Source organism: Streptomyces sp. NBC_01618, from assembly GCF_045209435.1.
Taxonomy (GTDB): Bacteria; Actinomycetota; Actinomycetes; order Streptomycetales; family Streptomycetaceae; genus Streptomyces.
On record NZ_CP109297.1, the window covers coordinates 3,362,674 to 3,384,667 of the forward strand.

A 21,994-nucleotide genomic window follows, 5' to 3' on the forward strand; every position below is an offset into this window, starting at 1 on the left:
CGGCCCTCAGTCCTCGACGACCAGCGCCGGAGTCTCCTTCGTCAGCACTTCCCCGCGGAAGAACGAAGGGCTCCTGCGCTGCATCGCGACCATCAGCACCACGCCGAGCAGCAGCAGACCGACACCGATCACGAACACCGAGCCGACCCCGAAGACCGACGAACCGGAGCCGTACGCGGGGTTCCACATGTCGTAGAGCGTCTTGCCGAAGACCGAGGTGAGCAGGATGCCGCCGACGACCGGGAAGAGGCCCTTGAAGATCAGGTCGCGGACGGAGCGCTTCAGGTCGGCGCGGAAGTACCAGGCGCAGGCGAAGGCCGTCAGCGCGTAGTAGAAGCAGATCATGAGGCCGAGCGCGTAGATCGTGTCGACCAGGACGTGTTCGCTGACCAGGGTCATGACCGTGTAGAAGACACCGGTCGCCACGCCCGCCGTGACCGTGGCCTTCCCCGGGGTCCGGAACCGCGGGTGGACGCGGGCGTACGAGGCGGGCAGGGCCTCGTACGTGGACATCGCCAGGACCGTGCGGGCCACCGGGATGAAGGTGGTCTGCAGGCTCGCGGCGGCGGAGGCGAGCACGGCGACGAAGAGCAGGACGCCGAGGCCGGGGCCCATGACGGGGCCGGCGAGTGCGGCGAAGACGTTGTCGGAGGTGTCCGGGTTGGCGAGGCCGAGACCGGAGCCGCCGGAGCCGACCGCCATCTGGGCGGCGACGCCGGTCGCCAGGTAGGAGCCGACGAGCACGACCATCGCGATGAGAGCGGCGCGCCCCGGGGTCTTCTCGCTGCCGATGGTCTCCTCGTTCGCGGTCAGACAGGTGTCCCAGCCCCAGAACATGAAGATCGACAACGAGAGCCCCGCCGTGAACGCCGCGAACGACTGCACCGCGAACGGGTTCAGCCAGGACCAGGAGAAGTTCAGCGACGAGGCGAACTCCCCGCTGTGCGCCTTCTGCACGGCCATCACCACGAACAGCGCGAGGACGACGAGTTGAAGGCCCACCAGGGCGTACTGGATCCCCTTGGTGGCCGTCATGCCCCGGTAGCTGATCACCGTGGCGATCGCGATCAGAATCAGACACGTGAGGATGTGGACGGGCTTGCTGTCGTCCAGGGCGGCGATCGAACCGCTGCCCGTGATCTCGCCCGCGAGGAGCCAGAAGTACGAGGTGGCGACGCCCGCCAGGTTCGACAGGACGATGATCGTCGCGATGACCAGGCCCCAGCCGCACATCCACCCGACGCGCGGGCCGAAGGCCTTCACCGTCCAGGTGAAGGAGGTGCCGCAGTCCGGCATGGCCTTGTTGAGTTCGCGGTACGCGAAGGCGACGAGCAGCATCGGCAGGAAGCCGGCCAGGAAGACCGCGGGCATCTGCACGCCGACCTCGCCCGCCGTGGAGCCGAGCGTCGAGGTGAGGCAGTAGACGGGAGCGACGGTGGAGATGCCGATGACGGCACTGCCCATCAGGCCGACGGAGTTCCCGCCGAGACCCTTGCCGCGTACTTGGCCGTCGGCCGGGGCGTCGCCCCGTACCGTCTCTCCGGCCTCCGGCCGAGCATCCAGCTGTGTCATGAAAAGGACGTTAGGCGCTGCGATATCCACATCCGGAGCCTGAGACTCCGTCCCCTCGCCCTTGAATTTCAGGCGCCAGGAGGCCCAAGTTGGGGTTAATTGAAGGCAATCAGCAACAACGGCCTCGCAATAATAGGCCGACACCCGATCGCAGCACCGTACGGGAATCGCAGCACTGTCCGTTTTATGGGGGTTCGAAATTTTCCCGTGGGTGTCCGCTCAGCGGACGCCCACGGACACCCGTACACCGTTCCCCGGTTCAGCCCGGCCAGACGATCGCCTGGAGTTCGCTGTACGCGTGCAGGGCGTACGAGCCGACGTCGCGTCCGACACCGCTCTTCTTGAACCCGCCGAACGGGGCCTCCATGTTCCGCCCGATGGTGTTCACCCCGACCCCGCCGGCTCGCAGCCGCCGGGCCACTCGGAAGGCGCGTGCCACGTCCGAGGACCAGACGTAGTCGATCAGCCCGTAGTCGCTGTCGTTGGCCAGGGCGATGCCCTCCTCCTCGTCGTCGAAGGGGACGACCACGACGACCGGGCCGAAGATCTCCTCCCGGACGACACGCATGTCGTTGGTGCAGTCGGCGAGGAGGGTGGGCGCGACGTAGAAGCCCCGGTCGGGTCCGGCCGGGCGTTCGCCGCCCGTGACGATCCTGGCCCCCTCCTTCCGCCCCAGCTCGATGTACGACTCGACGCGGTCGCGGTGGGCGGCGGAGATGACCGGCCCGACGACCGTGCCCCTGACCGTCGGATCGCCCACCGTCAGATGGCCCGCGTACGCGGTGAGCCGCTCGATCAGGGCGTCGTGGGCCGCGCGCTGGACGAGGACGCGGGTCGGAGCCGTACAGATCTGACCGCTGTAGAAGGAGAACGTGGTGCCGATGCCCGCCACCGCGGAGTCGAGGTCCGCGTCGTCGAGGACGACTGCGGCGCCCTTCCCGCCCAGCTCCATCAGCTGCCGCTTCATGGAGCGCCCGCACACCTCGGCGATGCGCTGCCCGACGGCGGTGGAGCCGGTGAAGCTGACCATGTCGACGTCCGGTGAGTCGACGGCCGCCTCCCCCGCGTCCGGGCCCGACCCGGTGACGACGTTGACGACGCCCGCCGGGACGCCCGCCTCTGCGAGCGCCTCGGCCATCCGGTAGACGGAGAGCGGGTCCTGCGGTGCGGGTTTCACGACGACCGTGTTACCCATGGCGAGTGCGGGGGCGATCTTCCCGGCCGGGTTGGCCCAGGGGTTGTTGTACGAGGTGATGCAGGTGACGACGCCGACCGGCTGGCGTACGGCCAGCGCCCCGAAGACTCCGGCCCGGCCCATCGGACCGGCCTCGTTGATCTGCGGTGCGACGGCTTCCTCGACCGGCTCCAGGGCGCCCTTCGCGTACCGGCGGAAGCGGGCGGCGCCGACGGCGACCTGCATGCCCCTGGCCGTTGCCGTGGTGGCGCCGCTCTCCGCCTGGGCGAGCGCGGCGTTGCCGGTGAGGTCGCGCTGCATCAGGTCGGCGGCCCGGTCGAGGATCGCGGCCCGCTCCTCGGGGCGGGTGCGGGACCAGCCGACGAACGCCTCGCGGGCCGCGGATGCCGCCGCGTACACCTGCGCGCGGCTCGCCTCGGGGGCGAGGCCGACGACGTCCTCCGTCGCCGGGTTGATCACCTCGTAATGGCCGTGGTCCGGTTCGGTCCACTCGCCGCCGATGAAGAGGCGCTGAGGTGTGGTCACAGTGTGCTCACCGTCCGGGTGTCGCGGCCCGAGCGGAGCACCGTACCGGGGACCGCGCCCGTCACCTTGTCGTCGCGCAGGGTCTCCACGCCGTTGACGCGGACGGACACGATGCCGATGGCCTTGGCGTCGAGGCGGGGGCTGTCGCCGGGCAGATCGTGTACGAGGGTGGCGGGCCCGGCGTCGATGCGTTCGGGGTCGAAGAGGACGAGGTCGGCGTGGAAGCCCTCCTCGATCCTGCCGCGGCCTCGAAGCCCGAAGAGGCGGGCCGGGTCGTCGGTGAGCATCTTGACGGCCTGTTCCAGGGGGAGGAGCTTGCGTCGGCGCAGGCAGTCGCCGAGGAAGCGGGTGGTGTACGGGGCGCCGCACATCCGGTCCAGGTGCGCGCCCGCGTCGGAGCCGCCGAGCATGACGTCCTCGTGTTCCCAGGTCTGCCGTCGCAGCGCCCAGGAGTCGGGGTCGTTGTCGGTGGGCATGGGCCACAGCACCGTACGCAGCTCGTCGGCGGCGCAGATCTCGACGAGGCAGTGGAAGGGGTCCTGGCCGCGTTCGGCGGCGATGTCGCGGACGACGCGTCCGCTCAACCCCTCGTTGGCCGCGCTGTACGTGTCCCCGATGACGTACCGGCCGAAGTCGGCGAGCCGGCGGAAGACGCCGGCCTCCTTGCTGTCGGCGCGGCGCAGCATCTCGGCGCGGGTGGCGGCATCACGGAGCCGTTCGATGCGTTCGGGAACGGGGAGGGCGAGGATGTCGCCCCAGCCGGGTATGAGGTTGAGGGCGCAGAAGGTGCCGAGCGACATGTTCATGGGCGTGAGGATCGGCATGGTGAGGGCCACGATCCGGCCGCCGGCGCGCCGGGCGCGTTCGCTGGGGACGAGCTGGCGGGGTACGCGTTCGGGGACGGCGGCGTCGATGGTGAGGACGTTCCAGTTCAGTGGGCGTCCGGCGGTGGCGGTCATGTCGACGAGGAGGTCGATCTCCTCGTCGGAGAACTGGTCGAGGCAGCCCGCGACGATCGCTTCGAGCTGGGTGCCCTCGTGTTCGCCGACGGCGCGGGAGAGGGCGAGGAGTTCCTCGGGCAGCGCGTGCCGGGAGGCGACCGGTTGTCCGTCGCCGTCGGAGTGGGTGGCGGACTGGGTGGTGGAAAGGCCCCAGGCCCCGGCGTCCATGGCGTCGTGGAGGAGCGCCAGCATGGCGGCCAGCTGCCCGGGTGTGGGCTGTCCGCCGATCGCGTCGGCGCCCATGACGTGCCGGCGCAGGGCGCAGTGGCCGACCATGAACCCGGCGTTGATGGCGATCCGTCCTTCGAGGGCGTCGAGGTATTCGCGGAAGCTGGACCAGGTCCAGTCGACGCCCTCCTCCAGGGCCTTGAGGGCCATGCCCTCGACCCGCGCCATCATGCGGCGGGTGTAGTCGGCGTCCTCGGGGCGTTCGGGGTGGAGCGGGGCGAGGGTGAATCCGCAGTTGCCCCCGGCGACGGTGGTGACGCCGTGGTTCATGGACGGGGTGGCGTACGGGTCCCAGAAGAGCTGGGCGTCGTAGTGGGTGTGCGGGTCGACGAAGCCGGGGGCGAGAACAAGTCCGGTGGCGTCCTCGGTGGTGACGGCCTCCTCGGTGAGCGTGCCCGGTTCGGCGATGACGGCGATGCGCCCGTCGCGAAGGCCGATGTCGGCGGGGTACGAGGGTCCGCCGGTGCCGTCCACGACGGTCGCTCCGCGGATGAGGTGGTCGAGCATGACGGGGTTCCCTTCCGTGGTGTGTGCGGGGCCGGGGTGCGCACGGCCGCGTCGCGCACCCCGGCCCCACGGAGCGGCGGTCCGGGAAGACGCCGCTGGTCGGGGGAGTCAAGCCCCTCCGGCGAGGCTGAAAACCAAGCCCGACCGGGCAAAATCAAGCCCCTCTGGCGGTTGAGGAGCAGGGGTCCAGGGGCAGCGCCCCGAAACCCGCAAAATCAAGCCCCTCCGGCGATTGAGGAGCGGGGGTCCAGGGGCAGCGCCCCGAAACCCGCAAAATCAAGCCCCTCCGGCGATTGAGGAGCGGGGGTCCGGGGGCAGCGCCCCCGAAACCTCCCTACGCCGCCCCGCGGAACCGCGAGGTCCGATGCACCGGGTCCGTATCGATCTCCGGAATCACGTGCTCCCCGATCAGCCTGATCGAGTTCAGCGTGTCCTCACGACTCATCCCCACCGGCAGCCCGAAGCTCAGCTGGTCCGCCCCCGCCTGCTCCCACCGCTTGCACTGGCGCAGCACCTCGTCGGGATCGCCGCAGATCATCAGCTCCTCGGCGATCAGGAGCTCGATGATCTCCTCGGAGTACTCCGGCAGCAGCTCGGGCCACTCCGGAATGCCCTCGGGCCGGGGGAACGTGTCGTGGTAGCGGAACAGCAGCGACTGCAGGTAGTTCAGCCCGCCGCCCACCGCGATCTCAACGGCCTTCGCGTGCGTCTCGGCACAGATGGCCGTGGAGGTGACCATGACGTTGTCGTTGACGAAGTCCCCGACGGGTTCGGCGTCCTTGACCGCCGTCTTGTAGGACTCGACGACCCACTCCATGTCGGAGACCTTCTGCACGCTGAAGCCCAGCACGCCGAGCCCCTTCTTCCCCGCCATCGCGTACGAGGACGGCGACCCGGCCGCGTACCACATCGCCGGGTGCGACTTCCCGTACGGCTTGGGCAGGATCTTGCGCGGCGGCAGCGACCAGTGCTTGCCCTGGAAACCGACGTACTCGTCCTGGAGCCACATCTTGGGGAACTCGGCGATGGTCTCTTCCCAGAGTTCCTTGGTGTGGTTCATGTCGGTGATGCCCGGCATGAAGCCCAGGATCTCGTGGCTGCCGGCCCCGCGCCCGGAGCCGAATTCGAAGCGGCCCTCGGAGAGGTGGTCGAGCATGGCGACCTTCTCGGCCACCTTCACGGGGTGGTTGACGGGGGCGAGCGGGTTGAAGATCCCGGATCCGAGGTGGATGCGGTCGGTGGCGTGCGCGAGGTAGCCCAGGTACACATCGTTGGCCGAGAGATGCGAGTACTCCTCCAGGAAGTGGTGCTCGGAGGCCCAGGCGTACTTGAAGCCGGACTTGTCCGCCTGGATGACGTACTCGGTCTCCTCGATCAGCGCCTTGTGCTCTGCCTCGGGGTCGGTCCTGGCCCGCGCGGCGGGCACGTACCCCTGTACAAAGAGCCCGAATTCCAAGGGGGTTCACCGTCCTCAATCGTTTCTGACGCATCGTCAGTTCGTGATGCGTCCGACTGTTCCACCGGCACCCGCACCCGTCAATACCTGACGCATCGTCAGACACGCCGGAGGGGATTCCCCGGAACCGCTGGAGGGGATTGCCCGGAACAGCCGGAGGCGACCGCTCAGAACAGGCTGACGCCCGCCAGCCAGCCCCCGTCGATGACGAACGGCTGCCCGGTGATGTACGAGGAGTCGTCCGAGGTCAAAAAGAGCGCCAGCGCCGCCACCTCCTCCGGCCGCCCGATCCGCCCCAGCGGCACGAGCTTTTGGTACAGCTCGGCCACCGCCGCCCTGGACTCCTCCGGGTCCGCGGTCGGGTCCAGCGCCGCCGGGTTGGTCATCGCGGTGTCCACGGCCCCCGGGCACAGCGCGTTGACCCGTATCTTCTTTGCCGCCAGCTCCACCGCCGCCACCTTGGTCAGCCCGAGCACCGCGTGCTTGGTAGCGGCGTACGCGCCCACGAACGCCATGCCCGTGAGCCCCGTGTACGAGGCCGTGTTGACGATGGTTCCGCCGCCCGCGGCCTCGATCTCGGGCGCGACGTTCTTGATCCCGAGGAACGCGCCCACCTGGTTGACCTGCACCACCTGCTGGAACTCCGCCAGCGGCGTGGCCACCAACTCGTTGAACCGGAGGATCCCCGCGTTGTTGACCAGCCCGTCGATCCGCCCGAAGGCATCCTTCGCCGCGGCGACGGCGGCCTGCCAGTCCTCCTCCCGGCTCACATCCAGATGGACGAACCGGGCGGCGTCCTCCCCCAGCTCCTCCCTCAACTCCTTGGCCAGCGCCTCACCCTGCTCGTCGAGCACATCGGCGATCACCACCCGCGCGCCCTGCGCCGCGAAGAGCCGCGCCTCCTGCTCGCCCTGCCCGCGCGCCGCACCACTGATCAGCACGGTGCGCCCGTCCAGCTTGCCCATGACCTGACTCCTACCTGTCGAGATGGGGTGCGACCTCGGCGGCGAACGCCGCCATCTGGTCGGTCAGTTCGCTACGGCTCCGGCTGCGGAACCGCACCTGGATCTGGTGCACGCCCATCGCCCCGTACGCGCGCAGCGACTCGGCGAGCACCTCCGGCTTCCCGGCGAGGGTGCGCCGCCCCACGGACCACTCCGGCTCGCCGACGTACAGCGGCTCGGTGATCGCGCCGATGACGATCGGGTCCTCGATCCCGGCCGCCTCGCGCAGCGCCTTCAGCCGGGCGATCTGCGCGGGCAGCTTCTCCCGCGGATCGCCCTGCGGCAGCCAGCCGTCGCCCCGCACCGCGGCCCGGCGCACGGCGGCGGGCGAGGAGCCGCCCACCCAGAGGGGCACCCGTTCCTGGGCCGGCCGCGGCAGCTGCCCGAGCCCGGCGAAGGAGAACCGTTCCCCCACGAACTCGGGGTACTCCTCGGGGCCCAGCGCCGCCTTCAGCGCGTCGATGGTCTCGTCGAGGACCCCGCCCCGCCCGTCGAAGTCCGCCCCGAGCGCCTGAAACTCCTCCGGGACGTGCCCGGCCCCGACACCGAGGATCAGCCGGCCGCCGCAGAGGTGGTCGAGGGTGGCGTACTGCTTGGCGGTGGCCAGCGGGTGCCGCAGGCCGACGACGGCGACATGGCTCATCAGCAGGACGCGCCCGGTGATCCCGGCGAGAAACGAGAGCGTGGCGACCGGGTCGTACCAGACGGTACCCATGACCCCGGCGAGCCGCCGCGGGATCGCGACGTGGTCACAGCTCGCCAGGTAGGCGAAGCCGGTACGGTCCGCGGTGCGGGCGATCTCGGCGAGATCGGCGGGGGTGGCCGCGGCCTCCCACCCCTCGGCATAGATGGTGCTCTGCGACTGGACCGGGAGCTGCATCCCGTACGGCAGCGGCCCGGTGAGCGGTATCGGCACCGAACGGCCTCCTTCCCGCTGAATCTGACGCATCGTCACTTGACGGGTGCGGGGGCCATCGTCGTACCTGACGTCGCATCAGACAAGGGGTGGGAGCGGTCGACCCGGGTGCGCCGCGGCAGGGACAACCGCCACCGCCCCTTCCTTCCCCTCTCCCTCCTCCTCGCCGTCCTCGTGTTCGTTCGGAGCGGCCTGGACGCCGACGCCCTGGGAACCCGACACGTGCTGTTCGATCGAGCCCCCGCCGCCGTCGTGGTCGCTGCCCGCCGTGCCCTTGCTGAAGGGACCCAGCACATTGAGGGTGCGGTCCACTTCCAGCCAACCGTGGCGTCCGTGCGGGCGACGACCACCGGATCGCGTAGGCCGGCCGGTCAGCAGCCCGGGATCACGGTTCCGTTGTTGTCCCGGGCCTCGTCGTTGCCCCAACGGGACAGGTAGTACGCCGAGACGTACGCGCCGCGCCCGTTCTTGCCCGCGTACACCGTGTCGAGGTCCGTCTTCAGCCACCAGTGGTTGTAGCTGGAGCCCGAGCCGACCTGGGCACCCCACACCTTGCAGTAGACGTAGTTCGTGCCGGCGTTCAGCACGCCCTGGGCGTCGGCCGTGTTGGGTGCCGCGTAGCCCGTGGCGTTGGCGAAGGTGTCGACCCAGTACTTACCGCCTCCACCGCCACCGCAGCCGTTGTCGCTGGTCAGGTACTTGCTGTAGTACGAGCCGGGGTACGGGGCCAGCGACTGCCCGTTGATCGCGATGGTCTGGCCCACGCCGTTGTACAGCTGCTCGTAGTGGATGTGGGCGCCGCTGCTGTTGCCGGTGGAGCCGGTGACACCGATCTGCCGGCCCTGGGAGACGGAGGCGCCGTCGGCGACGGAGTACGAGGCGAGGTGGAAGTAGTACGTCTGCCAGCCGCCGCCGTGGTCGATGGCGATGTAGTTGCCCGCACCGCTGGGCTGGGAGTAACGGTGTGCGATCCCACCGGACGAGGCGAGGACCGGGGTGCCGGCCGTGGCGCCACCGTCGGTGCGGACGAAGTCGAGGGCCGATCTGACCTCCGCCGAGTGATGGCTGTAGGTCCAGGTCTGGCCGCAGGGGAACGGCGCCTTGAAATTCGGGGCCGCGGCGGCGGGGGTCGCGGTGAGCAGCCCTGCGACGAGGGCCACCAGGCCAAGCAGGGCGATACGTATCGAGCGCATGCGCATGCGGTCATCCTCCGAGTCGATTCCGTGTGGAACACCGAGGTACGGGGGGAGAGCCTTTCGGGTTGAACGGACCCAAGAGTGCCGGAAGTTCGGTTGCCCCGTAAGACCTGTGGCGCTCGGCGGAAACGACATGCCGCTGCCGCAGCAGAAGACCCTTCATCTGCTGCGGCAGCGGCCACGGGAACTGTCCCGAACCCTAAGCGGGTTCCTGACCATTCCCCTTCGAACTAGTCACGTCACGGGCTGGCGGGAAGACAGACCGCGTAGGACTGGACGGTCTGCGGGCTGCCACCGGCGTTGTACGCGGAGACCACCCACATGTTGAGGCCGGTGTCCGGGTAGCTCGCGGTCCAGTGGATCTCATCGTTCTGGTTCTGGTTCAGGGCACCTCCACCGGTCACTACGGTCCCGGCGGGGCAGATGGCGTTGATGTTCTCGACGCTACCGCCGGGGGGAATGGGAATGGCGTTGCTGGTCGCGGTCTGAGACGGGCCGACAGGTCCCGTCGCACCGGTGGCACCCGTGGCACCCGTGGCACCCGTGGCACCGGTTGCGCCGGTTGCGCCCGTCGCGCCGGTTGCGCCGGTCGGACCAGCAGGTCCGGTAGCACCGTCGATCCCGTTGGTACCGTCCACACCGGCTGCACCCGTCGCACCCGTCGCACCGGTGGCACCCGTCGGACCCGCAGGCCCGGTAGCACCGTCGATCCCGTTCGTACCGTCCACACCAGCTGCACCCGTAGCACCCGTCGCGCCGGTTGCTCCCGTCGGACCAGCCGGACCGGTAGCACCGTCGATCCCGTTGGTACCGTCCACACCAGCTGCACCCGTGGCGCCGGTTGCGCCGGTCGGACCAGCAGGTCCGGTAGCACCGTCGATCCCGTTCGTACCGTCCACACCAGCTGCACCCGTAGCACCCGTGGCACCCGTGGCACCCGTCGCACCGGTGGCACCCGTCGCACCCGCAGGCCCGGTAGCGCCATCGATCCCGTTCGTACCGTCCACACCAGCTGCACCCGTGGCACCCGTGGCGCCGGTTGCGCCGGTCGGACCAGCAGGTCCGGTAGCACCGTCGATCCCGTTCGTACCGTCCACACCAGCTGCACCCGTAGCACCCGTGGCACCCGTGGCACCCGTCGCACCGGTGGCACCCGTCGCACCCGCAGGCCCGGTAGCACCGTCGATCCCGTTGGTACCGTCCACACCAGCTGCACCCGTGGCACCCGTGGCACCCGTCGCACCGGTTGCGCCGGTTGCTCCCGTGGCGCCGGTTGCGCCGGTCGGACCAGCAGGTCCGGTAGCACCGTCGATCCCGTTCGTACCGTCCACACCAGCTGCACCCGTAGCACCCGTGGCACCCGTGGCACCCGTCGCACCGGTGGCACCCGTCGCACCCGCAGGCCCGGTAGCGCCATCGATCCCGTTCGTACCGTCCACACCAGCTGCACCCGTGGCACCCGTGGCGCCGGTTGCGCCGGTCGGACCAGCAGGTCCGGTAGCACCGTCGATCCCGTTCGTACCGTCCACACCAGCTGCACCCGTAGCACCCGTGGCACCCGTGGCACCCGTCGCACCGGTGGCACCCGTCGCACCCGCAGGCCCGGTAGCACCGTCGATCCCGTTGGTACCGTCCACACCAGCTGCACCCGTGGCACCCGTGGCACCCGTCGCACCGGTCGCACCCGTCGCGCCGGTCACACCCTGCAGACCCGTCGCACCCGTCGGACCAGCCGGACCGGTCACACCATCGGCACCCGTCGCACCGGTCGCACCCGTCGCGCCGGTCACACCCTGCAGACCCGTCGCACCCGTCGGACCAGCCGGACCGGTCACACCATCGGCACCCGTCGCACCGGTCGCACCCGTCGCGCCGGTCACACCCTGCAGACCCGTCGCACCCGTCGGACCAGCCGGACCGGTCACACCATCGGCACCCGTCGCACCGGTCGCACCCGTCGCACCGGTCACACCCTGCAGACCCGTCGCACCCGTCGGACCAGCCGGACCGGTCACACCATCGGCACCCGTCGCACCGGTCGCACCCGTCGCACCGGTCACACCCTGCAGACCCGTCGCACCCGTCGGACCAGCCGGACCAGTCACACCGTCAGCACCCGTCGCACCGGTCGCACCCGTCGCACCGGTCACACCCTGCAGACCCGTCGCACCCGTCGGACCAGCCGGACCAGTCACACCATCGGCACCCGTCGCACCGGTCGCACCCGTCGCACCGGTCACACCCTGCAGACCCGTCGCACCCGTCGGACCAGCCGGACCAGTCACACCATCGGCACCCGTCGCACCGGTCGCACCCGTCGCACCCGTCGCGCCGGTCACACCCTGCAGACCCGTCGCACCCGTCGCACCCGTCGCACCGGTCGCGCCAGTCACACCCTGCAGACCCGTCGCACCCGTCGCACCCGTCGCACCCGTCGCACCGGTCGCACCGGTCGCGCCAGTCACACCCTGCAGACCCGTCGCACCCGTCGCACCGGTCGCACCGGTCACACCCTGCAGACCCGTCGCACCCGTCGCACCCGTCGCACCGGTCGCACCGGTCACACCCTGCAGACCCGTCGCACCCGTCGCACCGGTCGCACCGGTCGCACCGGTCACACCCTGCAGACCCGTCGCACCCGTCGCACCCGTCGCACCGGTCGCACCGGTCGCACCGTGGGCACCCGTCGCACCCGTCGGACCGGTCGCACCGTGGGCACCCGTCGCACCGGTCGCGCCGGTCACACCCTGCAGACCCGTCGCACCCGTCGGACCGGTCGTGCCGTGGGCACCCGTCGGGCCCGTCGGACCCGTCGGACCCGTGGGTCCCGTCGGACCGGTGGCACCGCTACCCGGGAAACTGCTGCAGAACGGCACGCTGGTCTGCGTCGCGATGTAGCGGGCGCTCATCCAGCCGCTGCCGTTGGACAGCAGATACCACAGCGGGTTCCCGCCCACGCTCTCGCCGTTCACCTGGCAGGCGATGGACACCGTGCCGCCGGACGGCACGCTGCCCACGATCGCCGACTGAGTGGTGGGACCGCTGCGGATGTTCTGAGAGGTCTGGGCGATGACTGTCCCGGACACGCTGGCCGCCACCCGTTCCGCCATCGCTCGGTTGACCGCCTGCGAACCCACGGGGTTCGGCGTTCCGTGAGCGATGTCCATGGGACACAGCGCCAGGGTCATACCCAGCGACATGGCGCCCAGGATTGAACGGGACAGGGCGTCCCGGCTTCTCGATTTGTGCATCTCGGATTCCTTACCGGCTCTGCGTGGATCGGAGCCTGGACTGTGGCAGCCGCGGCGACTCAATGGCATATGCGCCACGCCGGTGATCTACCGTCTGGATGCAGACCGCTCCCCATGTGAGTGAGCAGGGCTTCGGCCATCTGCCCCTATTTGCAGACTGGTTAAGCCCGTTGCTCACTTCGGCCCGGCGTCCGGACCGGCCGCAATGCATCCACCTTGCCAATTGACCTTGAGGAATTGCCCCATTGGGTCGGATTGAAAGACGTATATGACAAATCCGGAATCCGGGAAAGACCCGGAAACCGTCCCGCCCGATGACGACGGCCGCGGCCTGTGCGGTCAGTTCCGGTAAAGCGCCTCGATCTCCTTCTCGAAGTCCCGCCCGATCGCGGCGCGCTTCAGTTTCAGCGAGGGGGTCAGGTGGCCGCTCTCCTCGGTGAAGTCCGCGGGCAGCACGGTGAATTTACGGATCGATTCGGCGCGGGAGACGAGCCGGTTGGCCACGTCGACCGCGCGTTGCAGGGCCGCCCGGAACTCGTCGTCGACGACGAGGTTCCGTATCGGCACGTCCTGTTTCTTCTTCATCTGCAGTCAGTGGGCGAGCCCGTCCGGTTCCAAGGTGATCAGGGCGGTGATGAACGGCCGGTCGTCGCCGACGACCACGCACTGGCTGACCAGCGGGTGAACGCGCAGCCAGTCTTCCAGGGGAGCCGGGGCGACGTTCTTGCCGCCGGAGGTGAAGACGATGTCCTTCTTGCGGCCGGTGATGGCGAGGCAGCCGTCCTCGTCGAGCGCGCCGAGGTCGCCGGTGGCGAACCAGCCGACCTGCACGTACGGGCCGTCGGAGCGCGCGAACGGGGTGCGGCTGCCGCCGATCACCGCGACCCTGCGGGATCGAGCTGACCGCCGACGCGCCCGGCCACGTCGCCGGCCCGGCGGCACCGCTCGCCGGGCGCACCGCGCTGGTCACCGGCGCGGCGCGCGGCATCGGCGCCTCGGTCGCCTCGGTGCCGGCCCGGGACGGCGCCCGGGTCGTCTGCCTCGACATCCCGTCGGCGCAGGACGAGTTGGCCCGGACCGCCGACCGGCTCGGCGCCACCGCACTGCCGCTGGACATCACCACCGCGGACGCGGCGGAACGGATCGCCGCCGCGGTTCCTCGCGGCCTCGACGTCCTCGTCCACAACGCGGGCATCACCCGCGACCGCCGGCTCGCCAACATGCCGGCCGACCGCTGGGCCTGTGCCGTCGACGTCAATCTCGACAGCGTGCTGCGCACCACGGACGCGCTGCTCAAGGCGGGCACCGTCAACCGCGGCGGCCGAATCGTCGCCACGGCCTCCATCGCCGGTATCGCGGGCAACACCGGCCAGACGAACTACGCGGCGAGCAAGGCGGGCATCATCGGCCTGGTCCGCTCGCTGGCTCCGCGTGCCGCCGCCGCCGACCACGGTGTCACGGTCAACGCGGTGGCCCCCGGCTTCATCGAGACGAAGATGACCGCGGCCGTTCCCCTCTTCATCCGGGAGGCGGGCCGCCGGACGAACTCCCTTGTGCGGGGCGGTCTGCCGGATGAACTCCCTTGCGCAGGGCGGCCTGCCGGTCGATGTCGCCGAGACCGTCGCCTGGTTCGCCCAGCCCTCGTCGACGGCCGTCAACGGCCAGATCGTGCGGGTCTGCGGCCAGAGCCTGCTGGGTGCGTGGCCCATGCCGAATCTGAACGTGACACTCGTACGGGCAGCTGTCACGTCCCCGTTCAAGAGGGCAGGCCGCCCGGGCGCCACCGTACCCACGGGCCGGGCGGTCCTCCCGGCCGCGCCGATCGCACCGGCCCCCCTCGCCGCGTACCGCCGGGTCTGCGGCTTCTCCGGGTCGGGCGCGCTGCCGCTCACGTACCCGCATGTGCTGGGCTTCCCGCTCGCCATGCGGCTGATGACGGCCAGGGAGTTCCCCTGCCGGTCGTCGGGCTCGTCCACACCTGGACAGAGATCACCCGCCACCGCGCCCCGCACCCGAGCGATCGGCTCGAACTCACGGTGTACGCCTATGGGTTGGCCCCGCACCGGCGCGGCACCGAGGTCACGATGGTCACCGAGGCGCGGCTGGCGGGCGAGTGGTCTGGGAGTCCCGCAGCGGCTACCTCTCCCGGCACGCGACGCGCGCGACCGTCACCACGGGAGACCCGACCCCGGCCCCGCCCCCGACCCCTGCCCCGGACCCGACCCCGGTCCCCGAGCCGCCCGCCGTCGCCGAGTGGCGGCTCCCCGGTGATCTGGGGCGCCGTTACGGTGCCGCGTCGGGCGACCGCAACCCGATCCACCTGTATCCGCTCACCGCCCGGCTCTTCGGCTTCCCCCGGGCCGTCGCCCACGGCATGTGGACCGTCGCCCGCTGCCTGGCCGAGGCGCCGCGACCCGATGAAGTCCGGTGGGTACGGGCCGACTTCCGGGCCCCCGTCCCGCTGCCCGCCACCGTCATCTACGCGGCGGACCCCACCGGCTTCCAGCTGCGCGGCGCGGACCGCGTCCACCTCACCGGGACGACCCTCAGGTCGCCCGGTCCCCCGCCCGGTTCGGCGGCTGCCACGGACGGCCGTTCATCGGATTCCTCCGCGGATACTCCGCCCTTCAGGGCGGAGAGGAAACGGACTCCTGCGGAGCAGGGCAAGGAACGGGGTTTCGCTCCCGGGGCGAAAGGCCGTGCTGTGACCCGCAGATTTGATCTTAACTCGCAGCACCGCTAGTTTGTGAGCGTGACCACGAGCTGTGTGAAGCGGGCGTTCAAGTACCGCTTCTGTCCGACCGATGCGCAGGCAGCCGAGCTGTCGCGCACGTTCGGTTGCGTGCGGAAGGTCTACAACCTGGCGCTCGCCGCCCGCACGGAGGCATGGGTGCGGCAGGAGCGGGTCAACTACAACGCAACGTCGGCGATGCTGACGGCGTGGAAGAAGACCGAGGAGCTGGCGTTCCTCAACCAGGTCTCGTCGGTGCCGCTCCAGCAGACGCTGCGGCACCTGCAGACCGCGTTCACCAATTTCTTCGGCAAGCGGGCGAAGTACCCGCGCTTCAAGTCGCGGAAGAAGTCGCGGAAGTCGGCGGAGTACACCACCAGCGGGTTCCGCTTCCGTGACGGGGAGCTGACCCTGGCGAAGATGACCGAACCGCTGGACATCGTGTGGTCCCGGCCGCTCCCCCAGGGGGCGAGGCCGTCCACGGTGACCGTTTCCCAGGACGCGGCGGGACGCTGGTTCGTCTCGTTGCTGTGTGACGACCCGTCCATCCAGCCCCTCCCCGCCACCGACAGCGCGCTCGGAATCGATGCCGGCCTGGACCACCTGCTGACCCTCTCCACCGGGGAGAAGATCGCCAACCCCCGGCACGAACGCCAAGACCGCGCCCGACTCGCCAAAGCTCAGCGGAAACTGTCCCGCAAGGCCAGGGGCGACGGCGCCAACCGGGCCAAGGCCCGGCGCAAGGTCGCCGAGATCCACGCGAGGATCGCCGACCGTCGCCGTGACCTGCTCCACAAGCTGACCACTCGTCTCGTGCGTGAAAACCAAACGCTCGTGATCGAGGACCTGACCGTGCGCAACATGGTCAAGAACCACACGCTCGCCCGAGCCATCTCGGACGCGAGCTGGAGCGAGTTCCGCTCCATGCTGGAGTACAAGGCCGCCTGGTACGGGCGCGAGGTGATCGCCGTCGACCGATGGTTCCCTCGTCCAAGCTGTGCTCCGCCTGCGGCACCCTCGCCGAGAAGATGCCGCTGAACGTCCGTACCTGGACGTGCGACTGCGGAACGACCCACGACCGGGACGTGAACGCGGCGAAGAACCTTCTGGCCGCCGGGCTGGCGGTAACAGTCTGTGGAGCTGGTGTAAGACCTCAACGGAGTTCTCCGGGCGGGCAGTCGGCTACGAAGCAGAAACCCCCACGGCGCGAGCCGTAGGAATCCCCCTCGTTCACGAGGGGGAGGAAGTCAAAAGGTTCTCCAGCCCCGCCCAGGAGAAGTTCATCAGGGTGGCCGCGGCCTCCTTCGCCGAGACGCCCGGGGTCTCGTTCGCCCACCCGGCGAGCGATTCCGCGGCCCCCACGAGCGCCTGCGCCAGCCCCGACACATCGCGGTCGGGGAGCGCCGGATCGTGGTGCGCCTCGCGCGCCGCGGCCCCGATCAGACCCGTCACGAACGCCACGATCTCGTCCCGCATCGCCGTGACCTCGGCGGCGAAGGGCTCCCCGTGCGTACGCGCCTGGCGGTGCAGCACCGACCAGCCGTCCGGGTGCTCCGCCGTGTGCGTGAAGAACGCGCGGAGCCCGGACCACAGTTGCCGGTCGGCCGGAAGTCCCGGCTCCGCCCCCGCCCGTACGGCGTCGACCAGTGCTTTCGCCTCGCGCCGGATGCAGGCGGTGAAGAGCTCTTCCTTGGAGTTGAGGTACAGATACACCAGCGGCTTGGACACCCCGGCCAGCTCGGCGATCTCATCCATCGACGCGGCACGGTATCCACGCTGCCCGAAGGTCCGCACGGCGGCGTCCATCATCTGCTGCTCACGCACGGCACGCGGCATCCGTCTGCTCTTCACAGCACCCACGTCGACTTCCTCCCGCCCCGCTGTGCCACTCCCCGGTAAGAGTACGGCGCGGGTTTCCTCGGCGTCGTACGGAGCGGTGGCGGCCCGGTTCAGATGGCCGATTTGCGGACGGGGCCGAATGCGCACTGTGCCCGCCGGAACCCGGCGGGCACAGCACACACAATCACTTCCCTCGTTCGGTCAGCTCGGCTGCAACACCACCAGCGTCCAGGGCTCGATCCAGATGAAGTTGTTGTCGTTGGTGACCCCGTGCGTCTCCCAGACCTGACCGGTGGTGGTCAGCACCTTCACGTAGGAGTCGTTCCCGTGGTCCACGATGGAGATGGAACAGGCGTTGGTGGGGTAGTTGTCATTGTTCGAGAGGTTCACCCACGAGTAGTTCCCCTGCGGGGGCATGGGGTTGGTGTTCCGGCGTCCGACGAACGCGTTGCCGCCGCTGAGTACGGCGCTGAACTCCTCCGCGTCGTTCGGGTCGAGGGAATCGATGTCGGCACACGGACCGGTGGGGCCGGTAGGGCCTGTGTTACCCCTCGGACCCCTGGGCCCCGTGGGGCCGGTGGGACCGGTGGGACCGGTGGGACCGGTCTCACCGTTGCCACCCGTGGGGCCGGTGGGACCGGTCTCACCGTTGGCACCCGTGGGACCCGTGTCACCCGTCGGACCCGTGGGTCCCGTGTCACCCTTCGGACCCGTGGGCCCCGTCGGCCCGGTGGGGCCCACCTTGCACTTGTCGCCGCCGCCGAGCGCGAGCGACGCCTGCTCCGCGTCCGTGAGCGACCTGTGCTTCTTCGGCTTCTTCTTCTTGGGCTTCTCAACCTTGCAATTGTCGCCGCCCGACGGCATGACGACGCTGCTGCTGTCGGCAGCCGGACGCGCCTGCTGTGCCGCGGCGACCGCGGGGCTCGCGAACCCCGTGACGATGAGGGCGATCGAGGCAATCGTGGTACCCGTCAGCCACGCACGCCGCCGCGGAATCGGGCCGAGAGAGGACCGGGTCCTGTTCTCAGGACTCATTCACTGCTCCTTCCAGAGCTGAATCAAGTGAAGCCACAACGAAGCGTGTTCACGCTTCGGTCGGTTCATCGGATCGCAGGAGGAGTCGCTTTACAGCCGAGCGGGTCTGTTTAACGCATTGGCCTAGCGACCACGTCCGGTCGGGTGCCCGCACCGTGGTACATCCGGGCTGTTCCGGCGTGCCGCAGTCGCACCGCCCCGCCCCGTACGTAAGGTCACGCGCACCTGTCCGCCGGGAATTGGTGTTGCCATGAAACCTTCTATTTGCCTGTGCATGATCGTCAAGAACGAGGCCGCGGTCATCGAACGCTGCCTCGCCTCCGTCCGCGGCCTGATCGACACCTGGGTGATCTCCGACACCGGCTCGACCGACGGAACCCAGCAACTGATCCGTGGCGCACTCGACGGCCTCCCCGGCGAGCTCCACGAGGAGCCCTGGGTGAACTTCGGCCACAACCGCACGCTGAACATCAAGCACGCCCACGGCAAGGCCGACTTTCTGCTGCTCCTCGACGCGGACCTGGTGATCCGCCAGGAGGGCCCACTGCCCCCGCTGACCGCCGACTCGTACATGCTCCGGCACGAGGGCGCCACCGAGTACCGGATCAAGCGGCTGGTCCGCGGCAACCTGCCCTGGCGGTACGTCGGCGTCACCCATGAGTACCTCACCACCGACCGGCACGACGACCAGCGGAATCTCGACGCCCTCGTCATCGAGGACTACGCCGACGGCGGCTCGCGGCACGACAAGTTCGAACGCGACGCCCGGCTGCTCGGCGCCGAGATGAAGCGCGACCCCTCCAACACCCGTACGGTCTTCTACCTGGCACAGACCATGCGCGACATGGGCGACATCGCCAAGGCGGCCGCCCTGTACGAACGCCGCGCGCAGATGGGCGGCTGGGAGGAGGAGGTGTACTACGCGCTGCTGCAGGCCGGAATCCTCAAGGCCGAGGCCGACGACTGGCCGGCCGCCATGGATGCCCTCTCCCGCGCCTGGGAATCACGCCCGCAGCGGCTCGAAGCCTGCTACGAACTCTCCTCCCGGCTGCGCCGCCTCGGCCGCTACCGCACCGCGCACGCCTTCGTCTGCGCGGCGCTCGACCGGAAAGCGCCGAAGGACGACCTGCTGTTCGTCCAGCCGTGGGTGTACCGCTGGGGCCTGCTCTTCGAGTTCTCGATCACCGCCTACTGGGTCGGCGACTACGCGGGCTCGCTCCGGGCCTGCGACCGCCTGCTGGCGATGCCGGACCTGCCCGACGCCTATCGCGAGCAGACGCGCGCCAACCGGGACTTCGCCGAGCAGCGGCTGGCCGCCCGGAAGCCGTCGTCGGTCTTCCGCCCGGCCAGGTCGACGGTCTCGCCTGCCGGGGCGGCCCGGTAGACACGCGCCCTGACCAGTACGCAGGGGCGCCCCCGGTCCGTGAGCACGGACCGGGGCGCCCCTGCGTACGTCGGATGAGCGCTACGCGGCGACCGGCACGCGCTGTGGCTCGTCGTCACGCACCTCGACGTCGTCGTCGACCGGGGAGGACGAGGCCGAGTTGTACGCGTCGTGGTCGAGGATCTTCTCGCGGGCCGAGACGATCACCGGGACCAGCGCCTGGCCCGCCACGTTGGTGGCCGTGCGCATCATGTCCAGGATCGGGTCGATGGCCATGAGCAGACCGACACCCTCCAGCGGGAGGCCCAGCGTCGACAGCGTGAGGGTCAGCATGACCGTGGCGCCGGTGAGGCCGGCGGTGGCCGCGGAGCCGATCACCGAGACGAACGCGATCAGGACGTAGTCGCCGACACCCAGCTGGACGTCGAAGATCTGCGCGATGAAGATCGCGGCCAGCGCCGGGTAGATCGCGGCGCAGCCGTCCATCTTGGTGGTGGCACCGAACGGGACCGAGAAGGAGGCGTACTCCTTCGGGACGCCGAGGCGCTCGGTGACCTTCTGGGTGACCGGCATCGTGCCGACCGAGGAGCGGGAGACGAACGCCAGCTGGATCGCCGGCCAGGCACCCTTGAAGAACTGCAGCGGGCTGAGCTTGGCGACGGTCGCGAGCAGCAGCGGGTACACCCCGAACAGCACCAGGGCGCAGCCGATGTAGACGTCGGCGGTGAACGTCGCGTACTTGCCGATCAGGTCCCAGCCGTAGTCGGCGATCGCGTAGCCGATGAGGCCGATGGTGCCGATGGGGGCGAGGCGGATGACCCACCACAGGGCCTTCTGGAGGAGCTCCAGGACGGACTCGCTGAGGGTGAGGATCGGCTGGGCCTTGTCGCCGAGCTTGAGCGCGGCGATGCCGGCGACGGCGGCCATGAAGACGATCTGGAGCACGTTCAGCTCGGTGAACGGGGTGATCACGTTGTCCGGGATGATGCCGGTGAGGAAGTCGAGCCAGGAGCCCGCGTGTTCCGGCAGCTTGCCGTCCTTCGGCGTGAGGCCGGTTCCGGCACCCGGGTTGGTGATCAGGCCGATCGTGAGGCCGATGGCGACCGCGATCAGCGAGGTGATCATGAACCAGAGCAGGGTACGGGTGGCCAGCCGGGCGGCGTTGTTGACCTTGCGCAGGTTGGTGATCGACACCAGGATCGCGAAGAAGACGAGCGGCGCGACGGCCAGCTTCAGCAGCTGGACGAAGATGTGGCCGACCTTGTCGAGCGTGCTGTAGAGCCAGTTGATGTCGTACGTACGGGCAAGCCACCCGAGGACGACACCGAGGACGAGACCGGCGACTATCTGGGCCCAGAACGGGACCTTGGGTATACGGGAACCGGAGCCGGACGGGCTGTCGGTCGCGGCGGCGGACGCGGAATTCGCGGACACGGACACACTCCTGGGGTGGCGCACCGGGGCGCACGGGAACGTTGTGCGGGGGACGGGGGTGCGGCGCCCGCGTCAGGGGCGGCGCCGCTGCATGGTGCCGGTTCAGACGTTGCGGCAACAGACCGCGGACATACAGCGGCAGAGATCGACATGCAGGCGCTCCACGAGCGGGACGCTCGCGGCGTATCGGTGGCGCACTGCTGTCTTCATGGCGAACACGTTAACACTTGAACTTTGAGAACCTCAAAGGTCTTCTTTGGCCCCGCTCGGCCGGCGACGCGGGCGCCGGAGCGCCCAACACCCCTGCGGGAACGGCAAAACCCCAGTACGGGAGCAATCGCTCCGGCGCTGGGGTTTCGTAGAGAAACGGTGCGGGTGTGAGAAAACTTACGCAGCCCTTACGAGGCCGTGTGCAGCCGCCCGCGTCATCCTCGGCCGGTCGTCACGGGGCGACGCGGTCCTCGCGGGTCCGGTTCGCTTCGAGCCGTGCCTTGGTGCGGCCGACCGTGGACACGATCTGCTCGGACATCTCGTCACGCTGCTTGCGCAGCAGCACATAGCTGAGCGGCGCGGACAGGACCAGGGCGAGGAGGATCACCCAGATGAAATTGGAGCCGCCCACCCCGGAGGGCAGCAGGCCGAAGTGGACGGCCACGGCCGCGACGGCGAAGCAGCCTACGAAGATACCGAGGCGCATCGCGGTGTACCGAATTGTCGCGC

General features: G+C 69.8%; 14 protein-coding genes and 5 pseudogenes. 4 read left to right on the forward strand and 15 right to left on the reverse strand.

Annotated elements, in window-relative coordinates; translation table 11 throughout:
* Nucleotides 1-6: 6 nt before the first annotated feature.
* From OH735_RS15720 to OH735_RS15770, 11 genes and pseudogenes are all read right to left on the reverse strand, one after another.
* Nucleotides 7-1,572 (reverse strand): APC family permease, encoded by a 1,566-nt coding sequence (locus OH735_RS15720; protein ID WP_406382161.1) that lies wholly within the window; start codon nt 1,570-1,572, stop codon nt 7-9.
* 259 nt (nt 1,573-1,831) lie between these two features.
* Nucleotides 1,832-3,292, reverse strand: a complete 1,461-nt coding sequence (locus tag OH735_RS15725) for an aldehyde dehydrogenase family protein (protein ID WP_406382162.1) — start codon at nt 3,290-3,292, stop codon at nt 1,832-1,834.
* Nucleotides 3,289-5,028: an amidohydrolase family protein gene (locus OH735_RS15730; RefSeq protein ID WP_406382163.1), complete on the reverse strand. Its 1,740-nt coding sequence runs from the start codon at nt 5,026-5,028 to the stop codon at nt 3,289-3,291. The genes OH735_RS15725 and OH735_RS15730 overlap by 4 nt, the downstream gene beginning before the upstream one ends.
* Before the next feature lie 334 nt (nt 5,029-5,362).
* Nucleotides 5,363-6,484, reverse strand: coding sequence for an LLM class flavin-dependent oxidoreductase (locus OH735_RS15735; RefSeq protein WP_406382164.1), 1,122 nt, complete (start codon nt 6,482-6,484; stop codon nt 5,363-5,365).
* Between the two features lie 167 nt (nt 6,485-6,651).
* Nucleotides 6,652-7,449 (reverse strand): SDR family NAD(P)-dependent oxidoreductase, encoded by a 798-nt coding sequence (locus OH735_RS15740; protein ID WP_406382165.1) that lies wholly within the window; start codon nt 7,447-7,449, stop codon nt 6,652-6,654.
* Nucleotides 7,450-7,459: 10 nt separating this feature from the next.
* A complete protein-coding gene (locus tag OH735_RS15745; RefSeq protein WP_406386576.1) occupies nt 7,460-8,368 on the reverse strand; it encodes a TIGR03619 family F420-dependent LLM class oxidoreductase in 909 nt (302 codons plus the stop codon).
* 114 nt (nt 8,369-8,482) lie between these two features.
* Nucleotides 8,483-8,716 carry a hypothetical protein gene (locus OH735_RS15750; protein ID WP_406382166.1) on the reverse strand — a complete coding sequence of 78 codons (234 nt, stop codon included), beginning with the start codon at nt 8,714-8,716 and terminating at the stop codon, nt 8,483-8,485.
* 59 nt (nt 8,717-8,775) lie between these two features.
* Nucleotides 8,776-9,597: a M23 family metallopeptidase gene (locus OH735_RS15755; protein WP_406382167.1), complete on the reverse strand. Its 822-nt coding sequence runs from the start codon at nt 9,595-9,597 to the stop codon at nt 8,776-8,778.
* 242 nt (nt 9,598-9,839) lie between these two features.
* On the reverse strand, nt 9,840-10,004 hold the full coding sequence (locus tag OH735_RS15760) for a hypothetical protein (protein ID WP_406386956.1): 165 nt from the start codon (nt 10,002-10,004) through the stop codon (nt 9,840-9,842).
* 2,547 nt (nt 10,005-12,551) lie between these two features.
* Nucleotides 12,552-12,920 (reverse strand): annotated as a pseudogene (locus OH735_RS15765) (hypothetical protein); the annotation flags it as partial.
* Between the two features lie 270 nt (nt 12,921-13,190).
* Nucleotides 13,191-13,673, reverse strand: a pseudogene (locus OH735_RS15770) (long-chain fatty acid--CoA ligase); the annotation flags it as partial.
* 71 nt (nt 13,674-13,744) lie between these two features.
* Between OH735_RS15770 and OH735_RS15775 the strand changes: the two are divergent.
* The 3 pseudogenes from OH735_RS15775 to OH735_RS15785 form a co-directional block, all read left to right on the forward strand.
* A pseudogene (locus tag OH735_RS15775) lies at nt 13,745-14,552 on the forward strand (SDR family oxidoreductase); the annotation flags it as partial.
* A 6-nt stretch (nt 14,553-14,558) separates the two neighbouring features.
* Nucleotides 14,559-15,399: pseudogene (locus OH735_RS15780) on the forward strand (MaoC family dehydratase); the annotation flags it as partial.
* A gap of 198 nt (nt 15,400-15,597) precedes the next feature.
* Nucleotides 15,598-16,799 (forward strand): annotated as a pseudogene (locus tag OH735_RS15785) (RNA-guided endonuclease InsQ/TnpB family protein).
* Nucleotides 16,800-16,812: 13 nt separating this feature from the next.
* Here the strand turns inward: OH735_RS15785 and OH735_RS15790 are convergent.
* Entirely contained in the window at nt 16,813-17,418 is a 606-nt protein-coding gene (locus OH735_RS15790) for a TetR/AcrR family transcriptional regulator (protein ID WP_406386577.1), read from the reverse strand.
* Nucleotides 17,419-17,622: 204 nt separating this feature from the next.
* Entirely contained in the window at nt 17,623-18,456 is an 834-nt protein-coding gene (locus tag OH735_RS15795) for a hypothetical protein (RefSeq protein WP_406382168.1), read from the reverse strand.
* 250 nt (nt 18,457-18,706) lie between these two features.
* Here OH735_RS15795 and OH735_RS15800 point away from each other — a divergent pair, with 250 nt between their 5' ends.
* Nucleotides 18,707-19,840: a glycosyltransferase gene (locus OH735_RS15800; RefSeq protein WP_406382169.1), complete on the forward strand. Its 1,134-nt coding sequence runs from the start codon at nt 18,707-18,709 to the stop codon at nt 19,838-19,840.
* Nucleotides 19,841-19,921: 81 nt separating this feature from the next.
* On the opposite strand, the gene OH735_RS15805 is transcribed toward OH735_RS15800, so the two are convergent.
* Nucleotides 19,922-21,274 (reverse strand): dicarboxylate/amino acid:cation symporter, encoded by a 1,353-nt coding sequence (locus OH735_RS15805; RefSeq protein ID WP_406382170.1) that lies wholly within the window; start codon nt 21,272-21,274, stop codon nt 19,922-19,924.
* Between the two features lie 442 nt (nt 21,275-21,716).
* Nucleotides 21,717-21,971: a DUF4229 domain-containing protein gene (locus OH735_RS15810; RefSeq protein WP_406386579.1), complete on the reverse strand. Its 255-nt coding sequence runs from the start codon at nt 21,969-21,971 to the stop codon at nt 21,717-21,719.
* Nucleotides 21,972-21,994 lie beyond the last annotated feature (23 nt).